We start from the raw sequence: 15,752 nt of genomic DNA, 5'->3' as shown, positions 1-15,752 counted from the left end.
CGCTCAGTCCTCCTTCTTCACGCCGCTTCGCGCGGCCTCCCTCCGGGCGATCGCGTCGATCATGTCGCTGATCGTGTCGAGCCCGTCGGGCGAGAGCGTGATGGCCCGCAGCGCCACATCGCGGACACCGGCGTCGCGCAAGGCGCCGAGCAACGCCAGCTCTTCCGCGATCTTCACGCTCTGCTCGTCGTCGAAGAAGTATGCCGGAGGAACGCCGAAAAACTGCGCGAGCGCCTCGAGATGACGCTTCGTGGGGTTGTCGCGACGCCCGGTGCGCAGCTGCCAGAGGTACGTGGTGGAGAAGCTCTCCCCCGTCGCCTCACGGCACGCGCGGGCGACTTCCTCGTGGCTGTACTGCTCGCGGTCGGGCCGGCGCACGACGTGGAACAGCTGGTCGATCTTGTCGGCCAGCGACGATCTGTCCGGCTCCGTCATGCTGCTCCTCTTCCGCCGCGTTCATCCTAGTTGATCGCCCCGACAGGCGCATCAACGCGAGCTGCGGGGCCGCGGCTGGCACTTCGGGCAGGAGTAGGACGAGCGGTTCATGAACGGTTCCCGCCGGATCGCCGTTCCGCACCGGCGGCACGGTAGTCCCTCCTGGCCGTACGCGTCGAGGGAACGGGAAAAGTACCCGGATTGCCCGTTCACGTTGACGTACAAGGCATCGAAGGACGTGCCGCCCACGGCGAGCGCGGCGTTCATCACCTCGCCGGCGGCGGCCAGCAGCGCGCTCCCCTGGGCGCTGGTGAGCTTGTCGGTGGGCCGGGTGCCGTGCAACTTGGTGCGCCACAAGGCTTCGTCGGCGTAGATGTTGCCGACGCCGGAGACGAGGGTCTGGTCCAGCAGTGCGCGTTTGACCTCGGTGCGCCGCGAACGCAACGCCTTCACCGCAGCCGCCGGGTCGAACCGCGCGTCCATCGGGTCGCGCGCGATGTGGGCGATGGTGGCGGGCAGCAGGTCGCCCTCGACGTCGGCGAGATCGTCGAGCGCGAGGCCGCCGAACGTGCGCTGGTCCACGAACCGCAGCTCCGGACCGTCGTCGTCGAAGCGGACGCGCACGCGCAGGTGCTTCTCGTCGGGCGTGCCCTCGGGCTGCACCAGCATCTGGCCGCTCATGCCGAGATGCGCGAGCACGGCCTCACCGTGGGACAGCTCGAGCCACAGGTACTTGCCCCGCCGGCGCGCAGCCTCGACCACGACACCGGCCAGACGGCCGGTGAAGTCTTCGGCGCCGAGGGCGTGCCTGCGAATCGCGCGCGGGTGCAGGACCTCGACCTTGCTGACGGTGCGACCGGCCACGTGGGCCGCGAGGCCGGCGCGCACGACCTCGACCTCGGGAAGTTCGGGCATGGCGTCCATTCTGCCCGTGCGGTACGACAGTTCCGGGCCGGCGGGCGTCAGCCTTCGGACTTGGCCGAACCGTCGGAGCCGTGGCCCAGCTCTTCGGAGAGGGCGCGCCACGCCGTTTCGGCGGCCTTCTGCTCGGCTTCCTTCTTCGTGGTGCCGGAACCGTCTCCCAGCGGACGACCCGCGACGAGCACCGTGGCGGTGAACTCCTTGCGGTGGTCCGGACCGGTGTCCTCCACGCGGTACTCGGGCACGCCGAGACCGGAGGAGGCGGTCAGCTCCTGCAGGCTGGTCTTCCAGTCGAGACCGGCCCCGCGCAGGGGCGCCTCGGCCAGCAGGCCGTCGAAGAGGTGGTGCACGAGCTTGCGCGCGACCTCGATGCCGTGGGCCAGGTAGGTGGCACCGATCACGGCTTCGAGACCGTCGGCGAGGATGCTCGCCTTGTCCCGGCCGCCGGTGAGCTCTTCGCCCTTGCCCAGCAACAGGTGCGCCCCGAGTCCGCCCTCACCCAGCCCGCGGGCGACACCCGCCAGCGCGTGCATGTTGACGACGCTGGCGCGCAGCTTCGCGAGCTGGCCTTCCGGCAGGTCCGGGTGCGTGGTGTACAGGTGGTCCGTGACGACCAGGCCGAGCACCGCGTCGCCGAGGAACTCCAGCCGCTCGTTGGGCGGGAGCCCACCGTTCTCGTACGCGTACGAGCGGTGGGTCAGCGAAAGCCGAAGGAGCTCGGGGTCGAATTCGACCCCGAGCGCCTCGAGCAGTGTGATGGGATCGGCCGCGGGTCCCCCGGCGGACTTACCCCCCATGGTCGGCTGCCCGATCAGGCGGGCTCGACGACCTGGCGGCCGTTGTGCTGGCCGCACGTCGGGCACGCGATGTGCCGGAGCTTCGGCTGGCGGCAGGCGCGGTTGGAGCAGGGCACCAGCTGAACCGGAGCCGCCTTCCACTGGCTGCGGCGCGCGCGCGTGTTGGATCGCGACATCTTCCGCTTCGGGACGGCCACGAGTAGATCTCCTTCAGACTGTCTGCCCGCGTTCACGAGCCGAACTGACTTCTCCCGGATCGAGCTGGACGCTCGTCAGGCTTGCTCTCCGGAGCCGTGCGCAGGCTTTTCGCCCGCGTTCTCGTCGAATCGCTCGACCAGCGCGGCCCACCGAGGGTCTATCTTCTCATGCCCGTGTCCGGGCTCGAGATCGGCCCACTTGACGCCGCATTCGGTGCACAGCCCGGCGCAGTCCTCCTCGCACAGCGGCACGAGGGGAAGCGCCAGGACCACGGCGTCGCGGACGATCGGTTCGAGGTCGATCCGGTCGTCGATCAGCCGCGGGATCTCGTCCTCGTCGGTGGTCTCTTCCGTGGCCGTGCCGGGGTAGGCGAACAGCTCGGTGAGGTCGACCTCGATCTCCTCGGTGAGGGGGTCGAGGCAGCGCGAGCACGTGCCGGTGGCGGTGGCGCTTGCCGTACCGCTGACCAGCACACCCTCGACCACGGATTCGAGGAGCAGGTCGAGCTCGAGGACGGAGCCGGCCTCGAGCGAGATGACGTCGGGCACACCGAGGGCGGCCTCGAGCGGCACACTCCGGCGCACGTCGCGACTCAGGCCGGCGCGCCGGCCGAGCTCACGGGTGTCGACCACCCACGGGCTCTTGTCGTCGAGCTGCGCGGGGCGGGTGTTCTGGGCAGGGTTCTCTGACATCGGATACCAGGGTACGCAGGGTGCGCCAGTGGTTTCGCGCTGGTGCCGAGCGTCACTCCCGCAGGGGGTCAGACCTGGTAGTCGTACAGCGTCGGACGGCCGCCGCTGCCGCCCAGGTTCACCGGGGAACGCAGGTGGTTGCGGCCCGAGTCGACGGTGCGCAGCGTGGTCGCGAGCAGCTCCGAGAACTCGGCGAGCTTGCCGTCCACGTACGCGTCGCAGTCGGCGCGCTGGCGGTCGGCCTCGGCGTGGGCCTCGTCGACGATGCGGGCCGACTCGGCATGCGCGGCCTGGACCACCTCGGTCTGCGAGACGAGCCGCGTCTGCTCGGCGCGGGCGTCCTCGATGGCGCGCTCGTAGGCGTCGCGGCCGGCCTGGATCATGCGCTCGGACTCGGCGCGGGAGCGGTCGGTGAGGTTCTGGTACTCGGCCTGCCCCGCGGCGACCATGCGCTCGGCCTCGTTGTGGGCGTCGCCCATCATCTGCTCGGCGCGGGCGCGCGCGTCGGCGAGGATCCGCTCGGCCTCCGACGCGGCGTCGGACACCGTGCGCTCGGCCTCTTCGTTGGCGCCGGCCACCGTCTCGCCGGCTTCCTTGCGGGCGGCGTGCAGCAGGTCGTCGCGCTTGTCGAGCACGTCCTGGGCGTCGTCGACCTCGCCGGGCAGCGCGTCGCGGACGTCGTCGAGCAGCTCGAGGACGTCACCGCGCGGCACGACGCAGCTGGACGTCATGGGCACCCCGCGGGCCTCTTCGACGATCGTGACAAGCTCGTCGAGTGCCTCGAAAACCCGGTACACGGCCACTCCCTCAAGCAGTAATCCCCGTTCGCTACCGATCAGTCTGCCCGCTTGCCGGCCTGAAGCGGTGAACGCGCGCCGGACTGGGCGTGTCCTCTTGCGAACGACTCATGACGCAGCGTGCCGCCCCACCCGGCGCGGGTGGGGCGGCACGCAGGCCGGTCAGGGATTTCAGGAGTTGAGGTCGATCGCCTTGAACGTGGAGTAGCGGTCCGGCGTATAGGCCAGCTCGCCGCCCTTGCCCTTGATCACGCGGTCGTTGGTGCCCACCGGGAACAGCTGGTAGTAGCCCGCGGCGCAGGCCGGCAGCACGCCCTCGCGGTTCTCGTAGGTCTGGCCGGTCGCGCCGCTGCGCACCTGGTTCACGACCGACTTCGCGGCCGAGGACAGAGTGGAGTAGCCGATCTTCGCCAGGCCCGAGAGGTTGCCGCAGGAGCCGGTGTCGCCGCCGCCACCGTTGACGTCGATGACCTTGAAGGTCTCGTAGTGGTCGCCGGTGTAGAAGTACTCGCCGCCCTGGCCGGTGATGATCCGGCGCGTGCCGCGGTTGCTCGCACCGGGCGTGGGCACGGTGTACTCGTGGTAGTAGCTCGAAGCGCAGGACGGCAGGATGCCCTCACGGTTGTCGAAGACGACGCCGTCGTTCTTCGGGTACGGGAAGGGCCCGCCCTTCTGGATCAGGTTGTAGGTCGTCGTCGCCTCCGCGGGGAGCGAGGACAGCGATGTGTGCGAGAAGCCCGACAGGTTGCCGCAGGAGTTCTGCAGCACGGACGCCGGCGCCGCCGGGGCAGCGGGCGCCGCGACCGCGGCGGTGCCCAGCCCGAGGAATCCGACCAGCAGCGCGAACAGGACGGTCGCTAAACGCGAACGGTGGTTGGCCATTTTCGGACCGTAACCCGATCGGATGGTCGCGAGGCTGCCGTCAAGTGAACAGCTTCGAGCGTTCCCCGAAGTCCCGACGATGGTCGCAACCCGTTCGGGCGAATGCGCCGGATGAACGTGCGAAACCGCTCGGATCTTGTTCGGGTACGAACCGGATCATGTTCGCGAACGAGCGTTTTTCGTTCGGGACCGAGCTCAGCCCTGATGCGGGAACACCTTGCGGAGCCGTTCGAACACCACCGGCGGCACGAGCCGCTCAACGTCGCCGCCGAGCGCCGCGACCTCCTTCACCAGCGAGCTGGAGACGAAGCCGTAGGCCGGGTTGTTAGCCATAAGCAGCGTCTCGAGGCCGGTGAGCTCACGGTTCATCTGGGCCATCTGCAGCTCGTAGTCGAAGTCGCTGACCGAGCGCAGGCCCTTGGCGACGGCCGCGATGTCGTTCTCGCGGCAGTAGTCCACGAGCAGGCCCTGCCACGAGTCCACGCGCACGTTGGGGAGGCCCGCGGTGATCTCGCGCAGCATCTCCAGCCGTTCCTCGACGGTGAAGAGGCCCTTCTTGCTCTTGTTCACCCCCACCGCCACCACTACCTCGTCGAACAGGACGGAGGCCCGCTCGATGATGTCGAGGTGTCCGTTGGTGGCCGGATCGTAGGAACCGGGACAGACCGCACGCCGCATGCGCGGACGCTACCAAGCCGCGACGCTGCGCGCGCACTTCGTGACTGCTGCGTCACACCTGTGATCGACACGTGTACTCGGCCCAGTGCAGGGCGGTGTCGCCGTACTTCTTGTCGCGCGTGGGCGTGTAGGCGCCGGGCCAGTCGGGCGCGCCGTCGCGAGCGGCGCGTTCGATCACCACCAGGGCGCCGTCGGCGAGCCAGCCGCCTTCGTCGAGCGCGGCCAGCACGGAGCCGAGCGCCGCGGCGTCCACGGCGTACGGCGGATCGGCCAGCACCACGTCGAACCGGGCGGGCGCGGGCGCGGCGACCACGGCCTCCACGGGGGCGGCGCGGACCGTGCCGCCCAGGCCCAGGGCGCCGACGTTGCCACGCAGCACGTCGGCCGCGCGGCGGTCGGCCTCCACGAACCAGGCCTCGGCGGCGCCGCGGGAGAGGGCTTCGAGGCCGAGGGCGCCGGAGCCGGCGTAGAGGTCGAGCACGCGGGTGCCGTCGAGCTCACCGGCCACTTCGAGCGCGTTGAACAGGGCTTCGCGCACGCGTTCGGACGTCGGGCGGGTCCCCTTGGGCGGCACCTTGAGCCGCCGCCCGCCCGCCTTCCCCGCCACGATCCTCGTCACCCCGCCATCTTCGCCGAACGTCGCGGTGTGGCGTTGGGCAGGACTTGCTGAATCACGCGCGCGCGGGCGCGTACAGTCGTTCTTCGCCCTCGTGAGGCATCGAGTCGTTTAGGAGCGTTGCGTGTCGGAACCCCGGGTGAGACGGGCGGAGATCGCCGTCGAGCAGGCCCACGTGGATCGGGTCTACACCCGGCTCGCCGAGCTGCGGGTACAGGCCGAGGCGATGCGTACGAAGGGCTACGAGCTGGGGCAAGGCGCCCAGCGCGAGGCGATTTTCGAACAGGCCTCGATGCTTTTCGAACGCGACATGATGGTCTTCCACGCCAACCAGACCCTCCAGACGCTCGACGCCGAGTACGAGGGCCTCGTGTTCGGCCGGCTCGACCACCTCGACCGCGACCACATCTACGTCGGCCGCCTCGGCATCCGCGACAACGAGTTCGACAACCTCGTCACCGACTGGCGCGCGCCCGCCGCCGCGGCGTTCTACCAGGCCACGGCCGAGGAGCCGATGGACGTGGTGCGCCGCCGCGTCATCCGCTGCTCCGGGCAGAACGTGCTCGACGTCGACGACGACGTGCTGATCCCCGACGCCGTACCCGAGGACATGCAGGTCGTCGGCGAGGGCGCGCTCATGGCCGCGCTCGGCCGCTCCCGCGGTGAAAAGATGCGCGACATCGTCGCCACGATCCAGAAGGAACAGGACGAGGTCATCCGCGCGCCGTGGCGCGGTGTCACCGAGATCACGGGCGGTCCGGGCACGGGCAAGACGGCCGTCGCCCTGCACCGCGCCGCGTATCTGCTGTATCGCCACCGCCGCCAGCTCGGGGGCGCCGGCGTGCTCGTGATCGGGCCGTCCGGCGTGTTCACCACGTACATCTCGCGGGTGTTGCCGTCGATGGGCGAGACGAACGTGGAGCTGCGCGCCCTCGGCGAGGTGCTCGACGGCCTCGCCGCCACCCGCCAGGACACCTCCGAGCTCGCCGCGATCAAGGGCTCGCTGCGCATGCGGAAGGTGCTGCTGCGCGCGTTGCGCGATACACCGCCGGAATCGCCGCAGGAGATGCGCATCGTCTACCGCGGCGAGGTGCTCAAGCTCTCGGCGCGCGAGCTGGAGAAGGTCCGCCGCAAGGCCCACACCCAGGGCGCACCGCCCAACCGCGCGCGCGTGCGCACGGCCGAGCTGCTGCTGGGCGCGCTCGCCGACAAGGCCGAGGAGTACGCGAAGGCCGACGGCAAGCAGCTCGACCGCGCGGAGCTGATCAGCGACCTCGGCGAGCGCATCGAGTTCCACCGCTTCCTCGTCGTCTGGTGGCCAGTCCTGTACCCGGCGCAGATCCTCAAGTGGCTCGGCGACGAGAAGCGCCTCGCCGCGGTCGCGAAGGGCGTGCTCAACCGCCACGAGATCTCCCTCCTCGCCGCCGACTTCGCCGACCGTTCGCGCGGCTGGTCCGTCGCCGACGTCGCCCTGCTCGACGAGCTGCGCGTCCTCGTCGGCCCCGAGCCCAAGCGGCGCCGGCGCCAGACCGTCCTCGAGGCCGAGCCCGAGCGCGGCAGCACCGGCGGCGGCACCCACCGGCCCGAGCACTACGACGAGTACTCCCACGTCGTCGTCGACGAGTCCCAGGACCTGTCCCCCATGCAGTGGCGCATGGTCGGCCGCCGCGGCAAGTACGCCAGCTGGACCGTCGTCGGCGACCCGGTGCAGAGTTCCTGGCCCGACCCCGACGAGGCCGCCGCCGCGCGCGACCAGGCCTTCGGCGTGAAGACCACCCGCCGCCGCTTCACGCTGCGCACCAACTACCGCAACTCCGCGGAGATCTTCGACCTCGCCGCGAAGGTCGTCACCGGCCACGCCCAGGCCGACGAGCTCCCCCGCGCCGTCCGCACCACCGGCATCGAGCCCGAGGTCCGCCCCGTCGAGGCCGGCGCCCTGGAAGGCGCGACCCAGGCCGCGGTGAAGGAACTCCTCGGCTCCGTCGAAGGCACCGTGGGCGTCATCACGGCCATGGACCGCGTCCCCGAGGTCACCGCCTGGTTCACCGACGAGACCGACGAACGCCTCAAGGTCGTCGGCAGCCTCGACTCCAAGGGCCTCGAGTACGACGCCGTCGTCCTCGTCGAACCCATGGACCTCGTCACCGAGTCCTCCACCGGCCGCCGCGTCCTCTACGTCGCCCTCACCCGGGCGACCCAGCACCTGATCGTCCTGGCCTCCAACCCGGACTGGCTGCCCACCACCTGACCCGCCCGCCTCCAGCCATTTGCCTCTCAGCGGCGACGCCCCGTCTGGCTCGGCATCTCCGGTCTTGGCCAGGTGATCGAGTCGACCGGACTCTCGGACCCCGCGCCCGCCGTGCTCCCAGGTTCCGCGGCCGCCGCGCTCCCGGGGGCCCTGCAAGCACTGGCCGGCCCGGGCCTCGGCCGGCGAGCCGCGCGGCCGCGGCCGGGGTGGACCGGACGCCGGTTCGCCGCTGATCGGCGACACCCGCGCGACCCAGACGCCGAATGACCCGCGCCCATCAAGGGACCGAAGTCCATCGTCCGACCGTGAGGCTGGCCACAAGCACGCCACGCACCCGCCCTCTCCGACTCGTCCGCGTCCGCGCCGTGTCGCCGGGGTCGCGGGCCCGGCGACACGGCGCGGCCCGGATTCGCCACTGATCGGCAATGGCCTCGCCTGCCGCGGCGACCAGGACATCCACCCGAGCCCGGCACTCCGGCTGAGGCCACGCACCCGAGTTGACCGTGGCCGCAAGCCCGGCCCCCGGCCCGACCACGGATTCGCCGCCGAGTGGCGAAACCCTCGCCGCCCGGCGGCGAACCGTCGGTGCGTCCGATCTCGACCGAACTCCGGCCACCCGACCCTGACTCGCCGGGAAGGGAACAGCCGTCGTGTGCGTTACTGCTCAGCGTGAGTTCTCTGCCTGACGTCCCGCTGTCCGTGCTCGACCTCTCCCCCGTCTCGGACGGGCACGGGGTCGGCGAAGCGCTGCGCAACACCATCGACCTAGCCCGGCACGCCGAGCGGCTGGGGTACCGCCGCTACTGGCTCGCCGAGCACCACAACATGCCGGGCATCGCCAGCTCGGCCACGGTGGTGCTGATCGGGACCGTCGCCGACGCCACGGAGTCGATCCGGGTGGGGTCGGGCGGCATCATGCTGCCCAACCACGCGCCGCTCGTGGTGGCCGAGCAGTTCGGCACGCTGGAGGCGCTGCACCCGAACCGCATCGACCTCGGCGTCGGGCGCGCGCCCGGCACCGACCAGCGCACGGCGCTCGCGCTGCGCGGCCCCGGCGGGCTGTCCGCCGAGAACTTCCCCGAGCAGCTGATGGAGCTGCTCGAGTACTTCGAGAGCGACCCGGCGCGCGGCGTCAACGCCGTGACCGCCGAGGGCAACAAGCCGCCCCTGTGGCTGCTGGGCTCGTCCGGCTTCAGCGCGCAGCTGGCCGGCCGCCTCGGTGTGCCGTTCTCGTTCGCGCATCACTTCGCGGCCGAGAACACACTGCCGGCCGTGCAGCTCTACCGGGAGAACTTCCGCCCGTCCGAGACGCTGGCCGAGCCGTACGTGATGCTCGGCGTATCCGTGGTCGCCGCGGAGACCGACGAGCGCGCGCAGTTCCTGGCCGGCCCCAGCGGGCTGACGTTCCTCAGCCTGCGCCGCGGCCGCCCCATCGCGCTGCCAACGCCCGAAGAAGCCGCCGAGTACCCGTACACGGAGATGGACCGCGCGTTCCTCGCCGACCGGTTCGGCTCGAGCATCATCGGCTCGCCCGAGACCGTCCGAAAGGGACTCGACCAGCTCCTCGCAGACACGGGCGCCGACGAGCTCATGGTCACCACCATGGTCCACGGGCACGAAGACCGCCTGCGCTCCTACGAGATCCTGGCGGACCTCAAGAACTGACGGCACGAAGAAGAGAGATCCCGGCCCGGGTGGCCGGGATTTTTCTTTTCCGTTCCCCGCCACTAGTTCCTCGTCGTCGCTCAAGGGCAACACGGACCAACGCTGTGCACGACACCCATCCGTCTTGTATCATGCACGTGATACAAGACAGGGGGATCACACCATGCACCTCGACTCCGTGGTCGGCGTCGCGATCGCTTGCGGCCTGTTCGGCTTGGCCATCCTGTTCGTGCTCTGGCCAGGCCAACGCCAGGGCGCGCGCCTGCTCGCCAAATGGGGCTTGCCCGACGCGACCCCGGACCAGGTGTCCGTGGCCGTGCGCTACCTGCGCCGTCGCAGGTTCTGGTATCCGTGGCTCTTCGTGGGCCTCCCGTTCATTCCCGGCGCGGCGGACTTCGCGAACTCCATCGACCTCAACGCGATCATGACCGTGCTCCTCCTCGGCGGGTTGATCGCCGAAGTGCTCGCGCAACGTCCGTCTCCGAGCGCGCGACGCGAAGCCGTGCTGGCGCCACGCGGCATCCTCGACTTCGCCCCGTTGTGGGCGATCATCGTCTCCGCGCTGGCAGCGCTCGCCGCCGCGGCCCACCTCGCCGTGATCGGCGAATGGACGTTGTTCGGCATCACCGTCGCGGCCACCGCCGTCGCGTGGGGCGTGGTGCTCCTCGCCGTCCGACGGCCGGCCGCGGGTGATCCCGACGTCGACCTGGCGCTGCGCTGCCGCAGCGCACGCGTCGCGCTCGGGCTCGCCACCGGCATGTGCGCCTGGCCCGGCGGCAACTTGCCGTCGTTCCTGGCGTTCGTCATCACGCTGGCCGCGTTCATCGCTATCGCCACGCCGCCGCGGAAACTGCCCGCGCCGGTGACGGTGAAGTAGATGCCGTTGCGAGTGACCGTCGACGCTGACAACGGCATCGCACCCTGGCGTCAGGTCCACGACCAGATCGTCCGCGCGATCGGCACCGGCGCGCTGCCGGTCGACGCCCGGCTGCCGCCGATTCGTCAGCTCGCCCGAGACCTCGGGCTCGCCTCCGGCACGATCGCGCGCGTCTACCGCGAACTCGAGGCTGCCGGCTGGGTGACCACGGCGCGCGCCAAGGGAACAGTCGTCACCAGCTCGGCCGAGCGGCCGGACCGCGCCTCACTACTGCGCGATGCTGCCGCCGAGTACGCCCAGCGCGTCCGGGAGCTGGGTGTCGATCCTGAGGAAGCCGTCGATGCCGCGCGGGCAGCCCTGAGCGACGTTCCGCAGGACCAGCAGTGATCCTCTAAACCCCGGCCGGCGAGCTTTTCGCCATTTCGCAGACCATCTCCGGTACGGCTCGGGCACACCTCCTTCTGGCCGTACGCACTCGTGGTCGCGCACCGGGGCGAAGATCACCGCCGAAGCGGAACCGCCCGTGGGCAAACGGGTTCAGTCCTGCAGCAGCACCCTCCCCACCGCGGCGATCACGGGTTCGAGGATCTCGAGCTCCGTGCCCACGCATTCCGTGATCCCCGCGCCGATGACGTCCATTTCGGACAGTGCATCGATCGCCCGGACAAGCTCGCTGACCGTCAGCCCACCGGGCTCCGGATAGTTGACACCGCCGAAGGACGCCGGGTCCAACACGTCGAGGTCGAGGTGCAAGTACACCTGCTCACAGCCGGACTCTCGCAGCGTCGCGGCAGTGTTGTCGGTGCGTACAGCCAAACCTCGGCCGATGGCCTCTTCCTCCGGGGCATCGAAAGCCCGCGTTCCGAACAAGGCCACCCGGCCGGCTTCGAGCGCCGGGCTCGCCGCGAACTGCTCGTCACCCTCGCCGAGCAGCGACCGCAGCACCATGCCGTGGAACGCGCCCGAGGGCGACGACGAGGCCGTGTTCAGGTCGGGGTGCGCGTCGAACCAGGCGACGCCTAGCGCCGGGCCGTAGCGGTACCGCGCGACGCCGATCGGCACGAGCTCGACCCCGCAGTCGCCGCCGATCGTCAGGACCGGGCCGCCAGGTGCTTCCAGCGCGGCGAGTTGCGCCCCTCGGTTCGTGCCCGTGAGCACGGCCCGGTTGGCGACGCCCGACACCGCGTCGGAGGTTTCGGGGTCCTGGTGGATGTGGTGCACCGGCAGGCCGAGGACGTGCCCGGCCAGCTCGGAAAGCGCGAGGCAGCCCTCGACCAGTCCCCGTGCCCGGGGGCCGATCGCGCCCTGCCACTGCGGCACCGCGTTGATCAGCATGCGCCCGACGTTAGCGCGGCGACGCCGGTCGAGACGAGCCCGAGACGGCGCGAACGGTCCATTCGCGCCGTGATGGCACGAATGGACCGTTCGCGACCGTCGAAACTGGCGCCGCGGCGCGCTACTCGAGCACGATGAGGAGGTCCCCGCCCTCGACCTGCTGAACGGAGGTGATCGCCAACCGGCCGACCTTGCCCGCCGCCGACGCGGTGATCGAAGCTTCCATCTTCATAGCCTCGATCGTCGCCACGGTCGCGCCGGCCTCGATCTGATCGCCTTCCGCCACCTGCAGCGTCACCACACCGGCGAAGGGAGCGGCGATCTGCTTCGGGTTGCCCTTCTCGGCCTTTTCGGTCGCGGGCACGTCCGAGGCGATGGAACTGTCGCGGATCTGGATCGGCCGGATCTGGCCGTTGAGCGTCGACATCACCGTGCGCACACCGCGCTCGTCGGCTTCACCGATGGCTTCGAGCTCGATGAGCAGCCGGACACCGGGCTCCAGGTCGACCGCGTACTCCTCACCCGGGCGCAGACCGTAGAAGAAGTCCTTGCTGGACAGCACACTCGTGTCGCCGTAGGCCTCGCGGTGGGCTTCGAACTCCTTGGTCGGGCCGGGGAAGAGAAGCCGGTTCAGGGCCGCGCGCCGGTTGTCGGCGAGGTTCTTGCGGTCCTCTTCGGACAGTTCCGCCACAGGCTTGGCCGCCGAACGGCCCTCCAGAGCCTTGGTGCGGAACGGCTCCGGCCAGCCGCCCGGCGGGTCGCCGAGCTCGCCGCGCAGGAAGCCGATCACGGAGTCCGGGATGTCGAACTTGTTGGGCTCGGCCTCGAAGTCCGCGGGTGAGACGCCGGCGCCCACGAGGTGCAGCGCGAGGTCGCCGACCACCTTGGACGAAGGCGTGACCTTCACGAGGTGGCCGAGGATCTTGTCGGCCGCGGCGTACATGGCCTCGATGTCCTCGAAGCGGTCGCCGAGGCCCAGCGCGATGGCCTGCGTGCGCAGGTTGGAGAGCTGGCCGCCCGGGATTTCGTGGTGGTACACGCGCCCGGTGGGCGACGCGAGGCCGGCCTCGAACGGCGCGTAGATCTTGCGCACACTCTCCCAGTACGGCTCGAGGTCGCCGATCGCCTGCAGGTCGAGGCCCGTGGTGCGCTCGGAGTGGTCGGTCGCCGCGACGATCGAGCCGAGCGAGGGCTGCGAGGTGGTGCCGGCCATGGACGCCACGGCTCCGTCGACCGCGTCCGCGCCCGCCTGGATGGCGGCGAGGTAGGTCGCCAGCTGGCCGCCCGCGGTGTCGTGCGTGTGGATGTGCACGGGGAGGTCGAACTCCTTGCGCAGCGCCGTCACGAGCTTCGCGGCGGCCGGTGCGCGGAGCAGGCCAGCCATGTCCTTGATGGCCAGGATGTGCGCCCCGGCGCCCACGATCTGCTCGGCCAGCTTGAGGTAGTAGTCGAGCGTGTAGAGGTTTTCGTGGGGATCAGAGAGATCGGAGGTGTAGCAGAGCGCCACTTCGGCGACGGCGGTACCCGTTTCGCGCACGGCTTCGATGGCCGGCCGCATCTGCTCGACGTCGTTGAGGGCGTCGAAGATGCGGAAGATGTCGATGCCGGTTGCGGCCGCCTCCTCGACGAAGGCGTGCGTCACCTCGGTGGGATACGGCGTGTAGCCCACGGTGTTGCGGCCGCGCAGCAGCATCTGCAGGCAGATGTTGGGCACGGCCTTGCGCAGCTGCTCGAGGCGTTCCCACGGGTCCTCGGCCAGGAAGCGCAGGGCGACGTCGTAGGTGGCGCCGCCCCAGCACTCGAGGGACAGCAGCTGTGGCACGGTCGCGGCGACGACCGGGGCCACGGCCAGCAGATCCTTCGTGCGCACGCGCGTGGCGAGCAGCGACTGGTGGGCGTCGCGGAAGGTCGTGTCGGTGACGCCGAGCATCGGCGACTGCCGCAGCCAGCGGGCGAAGCCGGCCGGGCCCAGCTCGGTGAGCTTCTGCTTCGAGCCATCCGGCGGTGTCACGTCGGCGGGCAGCTTCGGCAGCTTCGCCGTCGCGTCGAGGGTGCGCGGGCGCTCGCCGTGGGGGCGGTTCACCGTCTGGTCGGCCAGGTAGGTGAGCAGGCGCGTGCCGCGGTCCGCCGAGTGGCGGGCGGTGAGCAGGTGCGGGCGTTCCTCGATGAACGACGTGGTGACGCGGCCTTCGCGGAAGTCCGGGTCGTCGAGCACCGCCTGCAGGAACGGAATGTTCGTGGAGACACCGCGGATGCGGAACTCCGCGACCGCGCGGCGGGCGCGGCCCACAGCGGTCTTGAAGTCGCGGCCACGGCAGGTGAGCTTCACGAGCAGCGAGTCGAAGTGGGCGCTGATCTCCGTGCCGGAGAACGCGGTGCCGCCGTCGAGCCGGATGCCGGAGCCGCCCGGGGAGCGGTAGGCGCTGATCATGCCGGTGTCGGGGCGGAAGCCGTTGGCCGGGTCTTCCGTGGTGATGCGGCACTGCAGCGCGGCGCCGCGCAGGTAGATCTTGTCCTGCGAGAGGCCGAGGTCGGCCAGCGTCTCGCCGGAGGCGATGCGCAGCTGGGACTGCACGAGGTCGACGTCGGTGACCTCCTCGGTCACCGTGTGCTCGACCTGGATCCGCGGGTTCATCTCGATGAACACGTGGTTGCCCTGGCGGTCGAGCAGGAACTCGACGGTGCCGGCGTTGCGGTAGCCGATCTTGCGCGCGAAGCGCACGGCGTCGGCGCAGATGCGGTCGCGCAGCTCGGGGTCGAGGTTCGGCGCGGGCGCGAGCTCGACCACCTTCTGGTGGCGGCGCTGCACGGAGCAATCGCGCTCGTAGAGGTGGATGACGTTGCCCTCGCCGTCGGCGAGGATCTGCACCTCGATGTGCCGCGGTTCGACCACGGCCTTCTCGAGGAACACCGTCGGGTCGCCGAAAGCCGACTCGGCCTCGCGGGCCGCGGCTTCGATGGACTCGCGCAGCATCGCCGGGTCCTCGACGCGCCGCATGCCGCGGCCACCGCCGCCGGCGACGGCCTTGACGAACACCGGGAAACCGAGGTCGTCGGCCGCGGCCACCAGGGCATCGACGTCGCTGGAGGGCTCCGACGAACCCAGCACCGGCACGCCGGCCTCGCGCGCGGCCTTCACGGCGCGCGCCTTGTTGCCCGTGAGCTCGAGGATTTCGGCGCTCGGGCCGACGAAAGTGATCCCCGCCTGCTCACAGGCGAGCGCCAGGTCCGGATTCTCCGACAGGAAGCCGTAACCCGGGTAGACCGCGTCGGCACCCGCCTTCTTGGCGGCCTTGACGATCTCCTCGACGGAGAGATAGGCGCGCACCGGGTGGCCGGGCTCCCCGATCTCGTAGGCCTCGTCGGCCTTCAGCCGATGGAGCGAGTTGCGGTCTTCGTGCGGGAACACGGCAACCGTGCCCGCCCCCAGTTCGTAGCCTGCGCGGAACGCTCGGATCGCGATCTCACCGCGGTTGGCCACCAGCACCTTGCGGAACATGCCCGGTCCTTCCCGTTTCGGATCGGTAGTGAAGGCACGTTACCCGGTTCTTCTCGCCCTCCGGGAGCTGAAGTCCAAGTGATGGACATCATGCGCGCCGACCTGCGTGCAT

Annotated in this window: 15 protein-coding genes; 4 read left to right on the top strand and 11 right to left on the bottom strand. The window is 70.5% G+C overall.

What is annotated here, in order from left to right:
* Positions 1-3: 3 nt before the first annotated feature.
* The 9 genes from ABZU76_RS44395 to rsmD all read right to left on the bottom strand — a co-directional run bounded on the left by ABZU76_RS44395 (position 4) and on the right by rsmD (position 6,019).
* Positions 4-435: a helix-turn-helix domain-containing protein gene (locus ABZU76_RS44395; protein ID WP_220237674.1), complete on the bottom strand. Its 432-nt coding sequence runs from the start codon at positions 433-435 to the stop codon at positions 4-6.
* 51 nt (positions 436-486) lie between these two features.
* Positions 487-1,350: a bifunctional DNA-formamidopyrimidine glycosylase/DNA-(apurinic or apyrimidinic site) lyase gene (gene mutM / locus ABZU76_RS44390; RefSeq protein WP_354882247.1), complete on the bottom strand. Its 864-nt coding sequence runs from the start codon at positions 1,348-1,350 to the stop codon at positions 487-489.
* A gap of 47 nt (positions 1,351-1,397) precedes the next feature.
* Positions 1,398-2,153, bottom strand: a complete 756-nt coding sequence (gene rnc / locus ABZU76_RS44385) for a ribonuclease III (RefSeq protein WP_354882244.1) — start codon at positions 2,151-2,153, stop codon at positions 1,398-1,400.
* A gap of 14 nt (positions 2,154-2,167) precedes the next feature.
* A complete protein-coding gene (gene rpmF / locus ABZU76_RS44380; protein ID WP_354882242.1) occupies positions 2,168-2,350 on the bottom strand; it encodes a 50S ribosomal protein L32 in 183 nt (60 codons plus the stop codon).
* A gap of 75 nt (positions 2,351-2,425) precedes the next feature.
* The gene (locus tag ABZU76_RS44375; RefSeq protein WP_354882239.1) at positions 2,426-3,043 is read right to left on the bottom strand and encodes a DUF177 domain-containing protein; all 618 of its coding nucleotides are present in this window, start codon (positions 3,041-3,043) and stop codon (positions 2,426-2,428) included.
* 68 nt (positions 3,044-3,111) lie between these two features.
* Complete coding sequence (locus tag ABZU76_RS44370) at positions 3,112-3,840, bottom strand: DivIVA domain-containing protein (protein WP_220237669.1); 729 nt, start codon at positions 3,838-3,840, stop codon at positions 3,112-3,114.
* A 171-nt stretch (positions 3,841-4,011) separates the two neighbouring features.
* Positions 4,012-4,722: a ribonuclease domain-containing protein gene (locus ABZU76_RS44365; RefSeq protein WP_354882235.1), complete on the bottom strand. Its 711-nt coding sequence runs from the start codon at positions 4,720-4,722 to the stop codon at positions 4,012-4,014.
* Between the two features lie 195 nt (positions 4,723-4,917).
* The gene (coaD, locus tag ABZU76_RS44360; protein ID WP_354882233.1) at positions 4,918-5,400 is read right to left on the bottom strand and encodes a pantetheine-phosphate adenylyltransferase; all 483 of its coding nucleotides are present in this window, start codon (positions 5,398-5,400) and stop codon (positions 4,918-4,920) included.
* 52 nt (positions 5,401-5,452) lie between these two features.
* The gene (gene rsmD / locus ABZU76_RS44355) at positions 5,453-6,019 is read right to left on the bottom strand and encodes a 16S rRNA (guanine(966)-N(2))-methyltransferase RsmD (protein WP_354882230.1); all 567 of its coding nucleotides are present in this window, start codon (positions 6,017-6,019) and stop codon (positions 5,453-5,455) included.
* A 121-nt stretch (positions 6,020-6,140) separates the two neighbouring features.
* Here rsmD and ABZU76_RS44350 point away from each other — a divergent pair, with 121 nt between their 5' ends.
* From ABZU76_RS44350 to ABZU76_RS44335, 4 genes are all read left to right on the top strand, one after another.
* Positions 6,141-8,264: an ATP-binding domain-containing protein gene (locus ABZU76_RS44350; protein ID WP_354882227.1), complete on the top strand. Its 2,124-nt coding sequence runs from the start codon at positions 6,141-6,143 to the stop codon at positions 8,262-8,264.
* A gap of 669 nt (positions 8,265-8,933) precedes the next feature.
* Positions 8,934-9,929, top strand: coding sequence for an LLM class flavin-dependent oxidoreductase (locus tag ABZU76_RS44345; protein ID WP_354882224.1), 996 nt, complete (start codon positions 8,934-8,936; stop codon positions 9,927-9,929).
* A 163-nt stretch (positions 9,930-10,092) separates the two neighbouring features.
* On the top strand, positions 10,093-10,806 hold the full coding sequence (locus ABZU76_RS44340) for a hypothetical protein (protein ID WP_354882221.1): 714 nt from the start codon (positions 10,093-10,095) through the stop codon (positions 10,804-10,806).
* A complete protein-coding gene (locus ABZU76_RS44335) occupies positions 10,807-11,193 on the top strand; it encodes a GntR family transcriptional regulator (protein WP_354882218.1) in 387 nt (128 codons plus the stop codon).
* A gap of 150 nt (positions 11,194-11,343) precedes the next feature.
* Here ABZU76_RS44335 and ABZU76_RS44330 read toward each other — a convergent pair whose 3' ends face one another.
* Together ABZU76_RS44330 and ABZU76_RS44325 are read right to left on the bottom strand one after the other, a co-directional pair.
* Entirely contained in the window at positions 11,344-12,141 is a 798-nt protein-coding gene (locus ABZU76_RS44330) for an arginase family protein (RefSeq protein ID WP_354882215.1), read from the bottom strand.
* 121 nt (positions 12,142-12,262) lie between these two features.
* Positions 12,263-15,640, bottom strand: a complete 3,378-nt coding sequence (locus ABZU76_RS44325) for a pyruvate carboxylase (RefSeq protein WP_354882212.1) — start codon at positions 15,638-15,640, stop codon at positions 12,263-12,265.
* Between the last annotated feature and the right edge of the window lie 112 nt (positions 15,641-15,752).

This window comes from Amycolatopsis sp. NPDC005232, assembly GCF_040607795.1.
Classification (GTDB): domain Bacteria; phylum Actinomycetota; class Actinomycetes; order Mycobacteriales; family Pseudonocardiaceae; genus Amycolatopsis.
This window is presented reverse-complemented; position numbering and strand designations above follow the sequence as displayed.

Bases quoted from the DNA above. Each gene is read 5' to 3' on its own strand.
- ABZU76_RS44395 (WP_220237674.1), bottom strand. From the start codon at position 435: ATGACGGAGCCGGACAGATCGTCGCTGGCCGACAAGATCGACCAGCTG.
- mutM (WP_354882247.1), bottom strand. From the start codon at position 1,350: ATGCCCGAACTTCCCGAGGTCGAGGTCGTGCGCGCCGGCCTCGCGGCC.
- rnc (WP_354882244.1), bottom strand. From the start codon at position 2,153: ATGGGGGGTAAGTCCGCCGGGGGACCCGCGGCCGATCCCATCACACTG.
- ABZU76_RS44375 (WP_354882239.1), bottom strand. From the start codon at position 3,043: ATGTCAGAGAACCCTGCCCAGAACACCCGCCCCGCGCAGCTCGACGAC.
- ABZU76_RS44365 (WP_354882235.1), bottom strand. From the start codon at position 4,722: ATGGCCAACCACCGTTCGCGTTTAGCGACCGTCCTGTTCGCGCTGCTG.
- coaD (WP_354882233.1), bottom strand. From the start codon at position 5,400: ATGCGGCGTGCGGTCTGTCCCGGTTCCTACGATCCGGCCACCAACGGA.
- ABZU76_RS44340 (WP_354882221.1), top strand. From the start codon at position 10,093: ATGCACCTCGACTCCGTGGTCGGCGTCGCGATCGCTTGCGGCCTGTTC.
- ABZU76_RS44335 (WP_354882218.1), top strand. From the start codon at position 10,807: ATGCCGTTGCGAGTGACCGTCGACGCTGACAACGGCATCGCACCCTGG.
- ABZU76_RS44330 (WP_354882215.1), bottom strand. From the start codon at position 12,141: ATGCTGATCAACGCGGTGCCGCAGTGGCAGGGCGCGATCGGCCCCCGG.
- ABZU76_RS44325 (WP_354882212.1), bottom strand. From the start codon at position 15,640: ATGTTCCGCAAGGTGCTGGTGGCCAACCGCGGTGAGATCGCGATCCGA.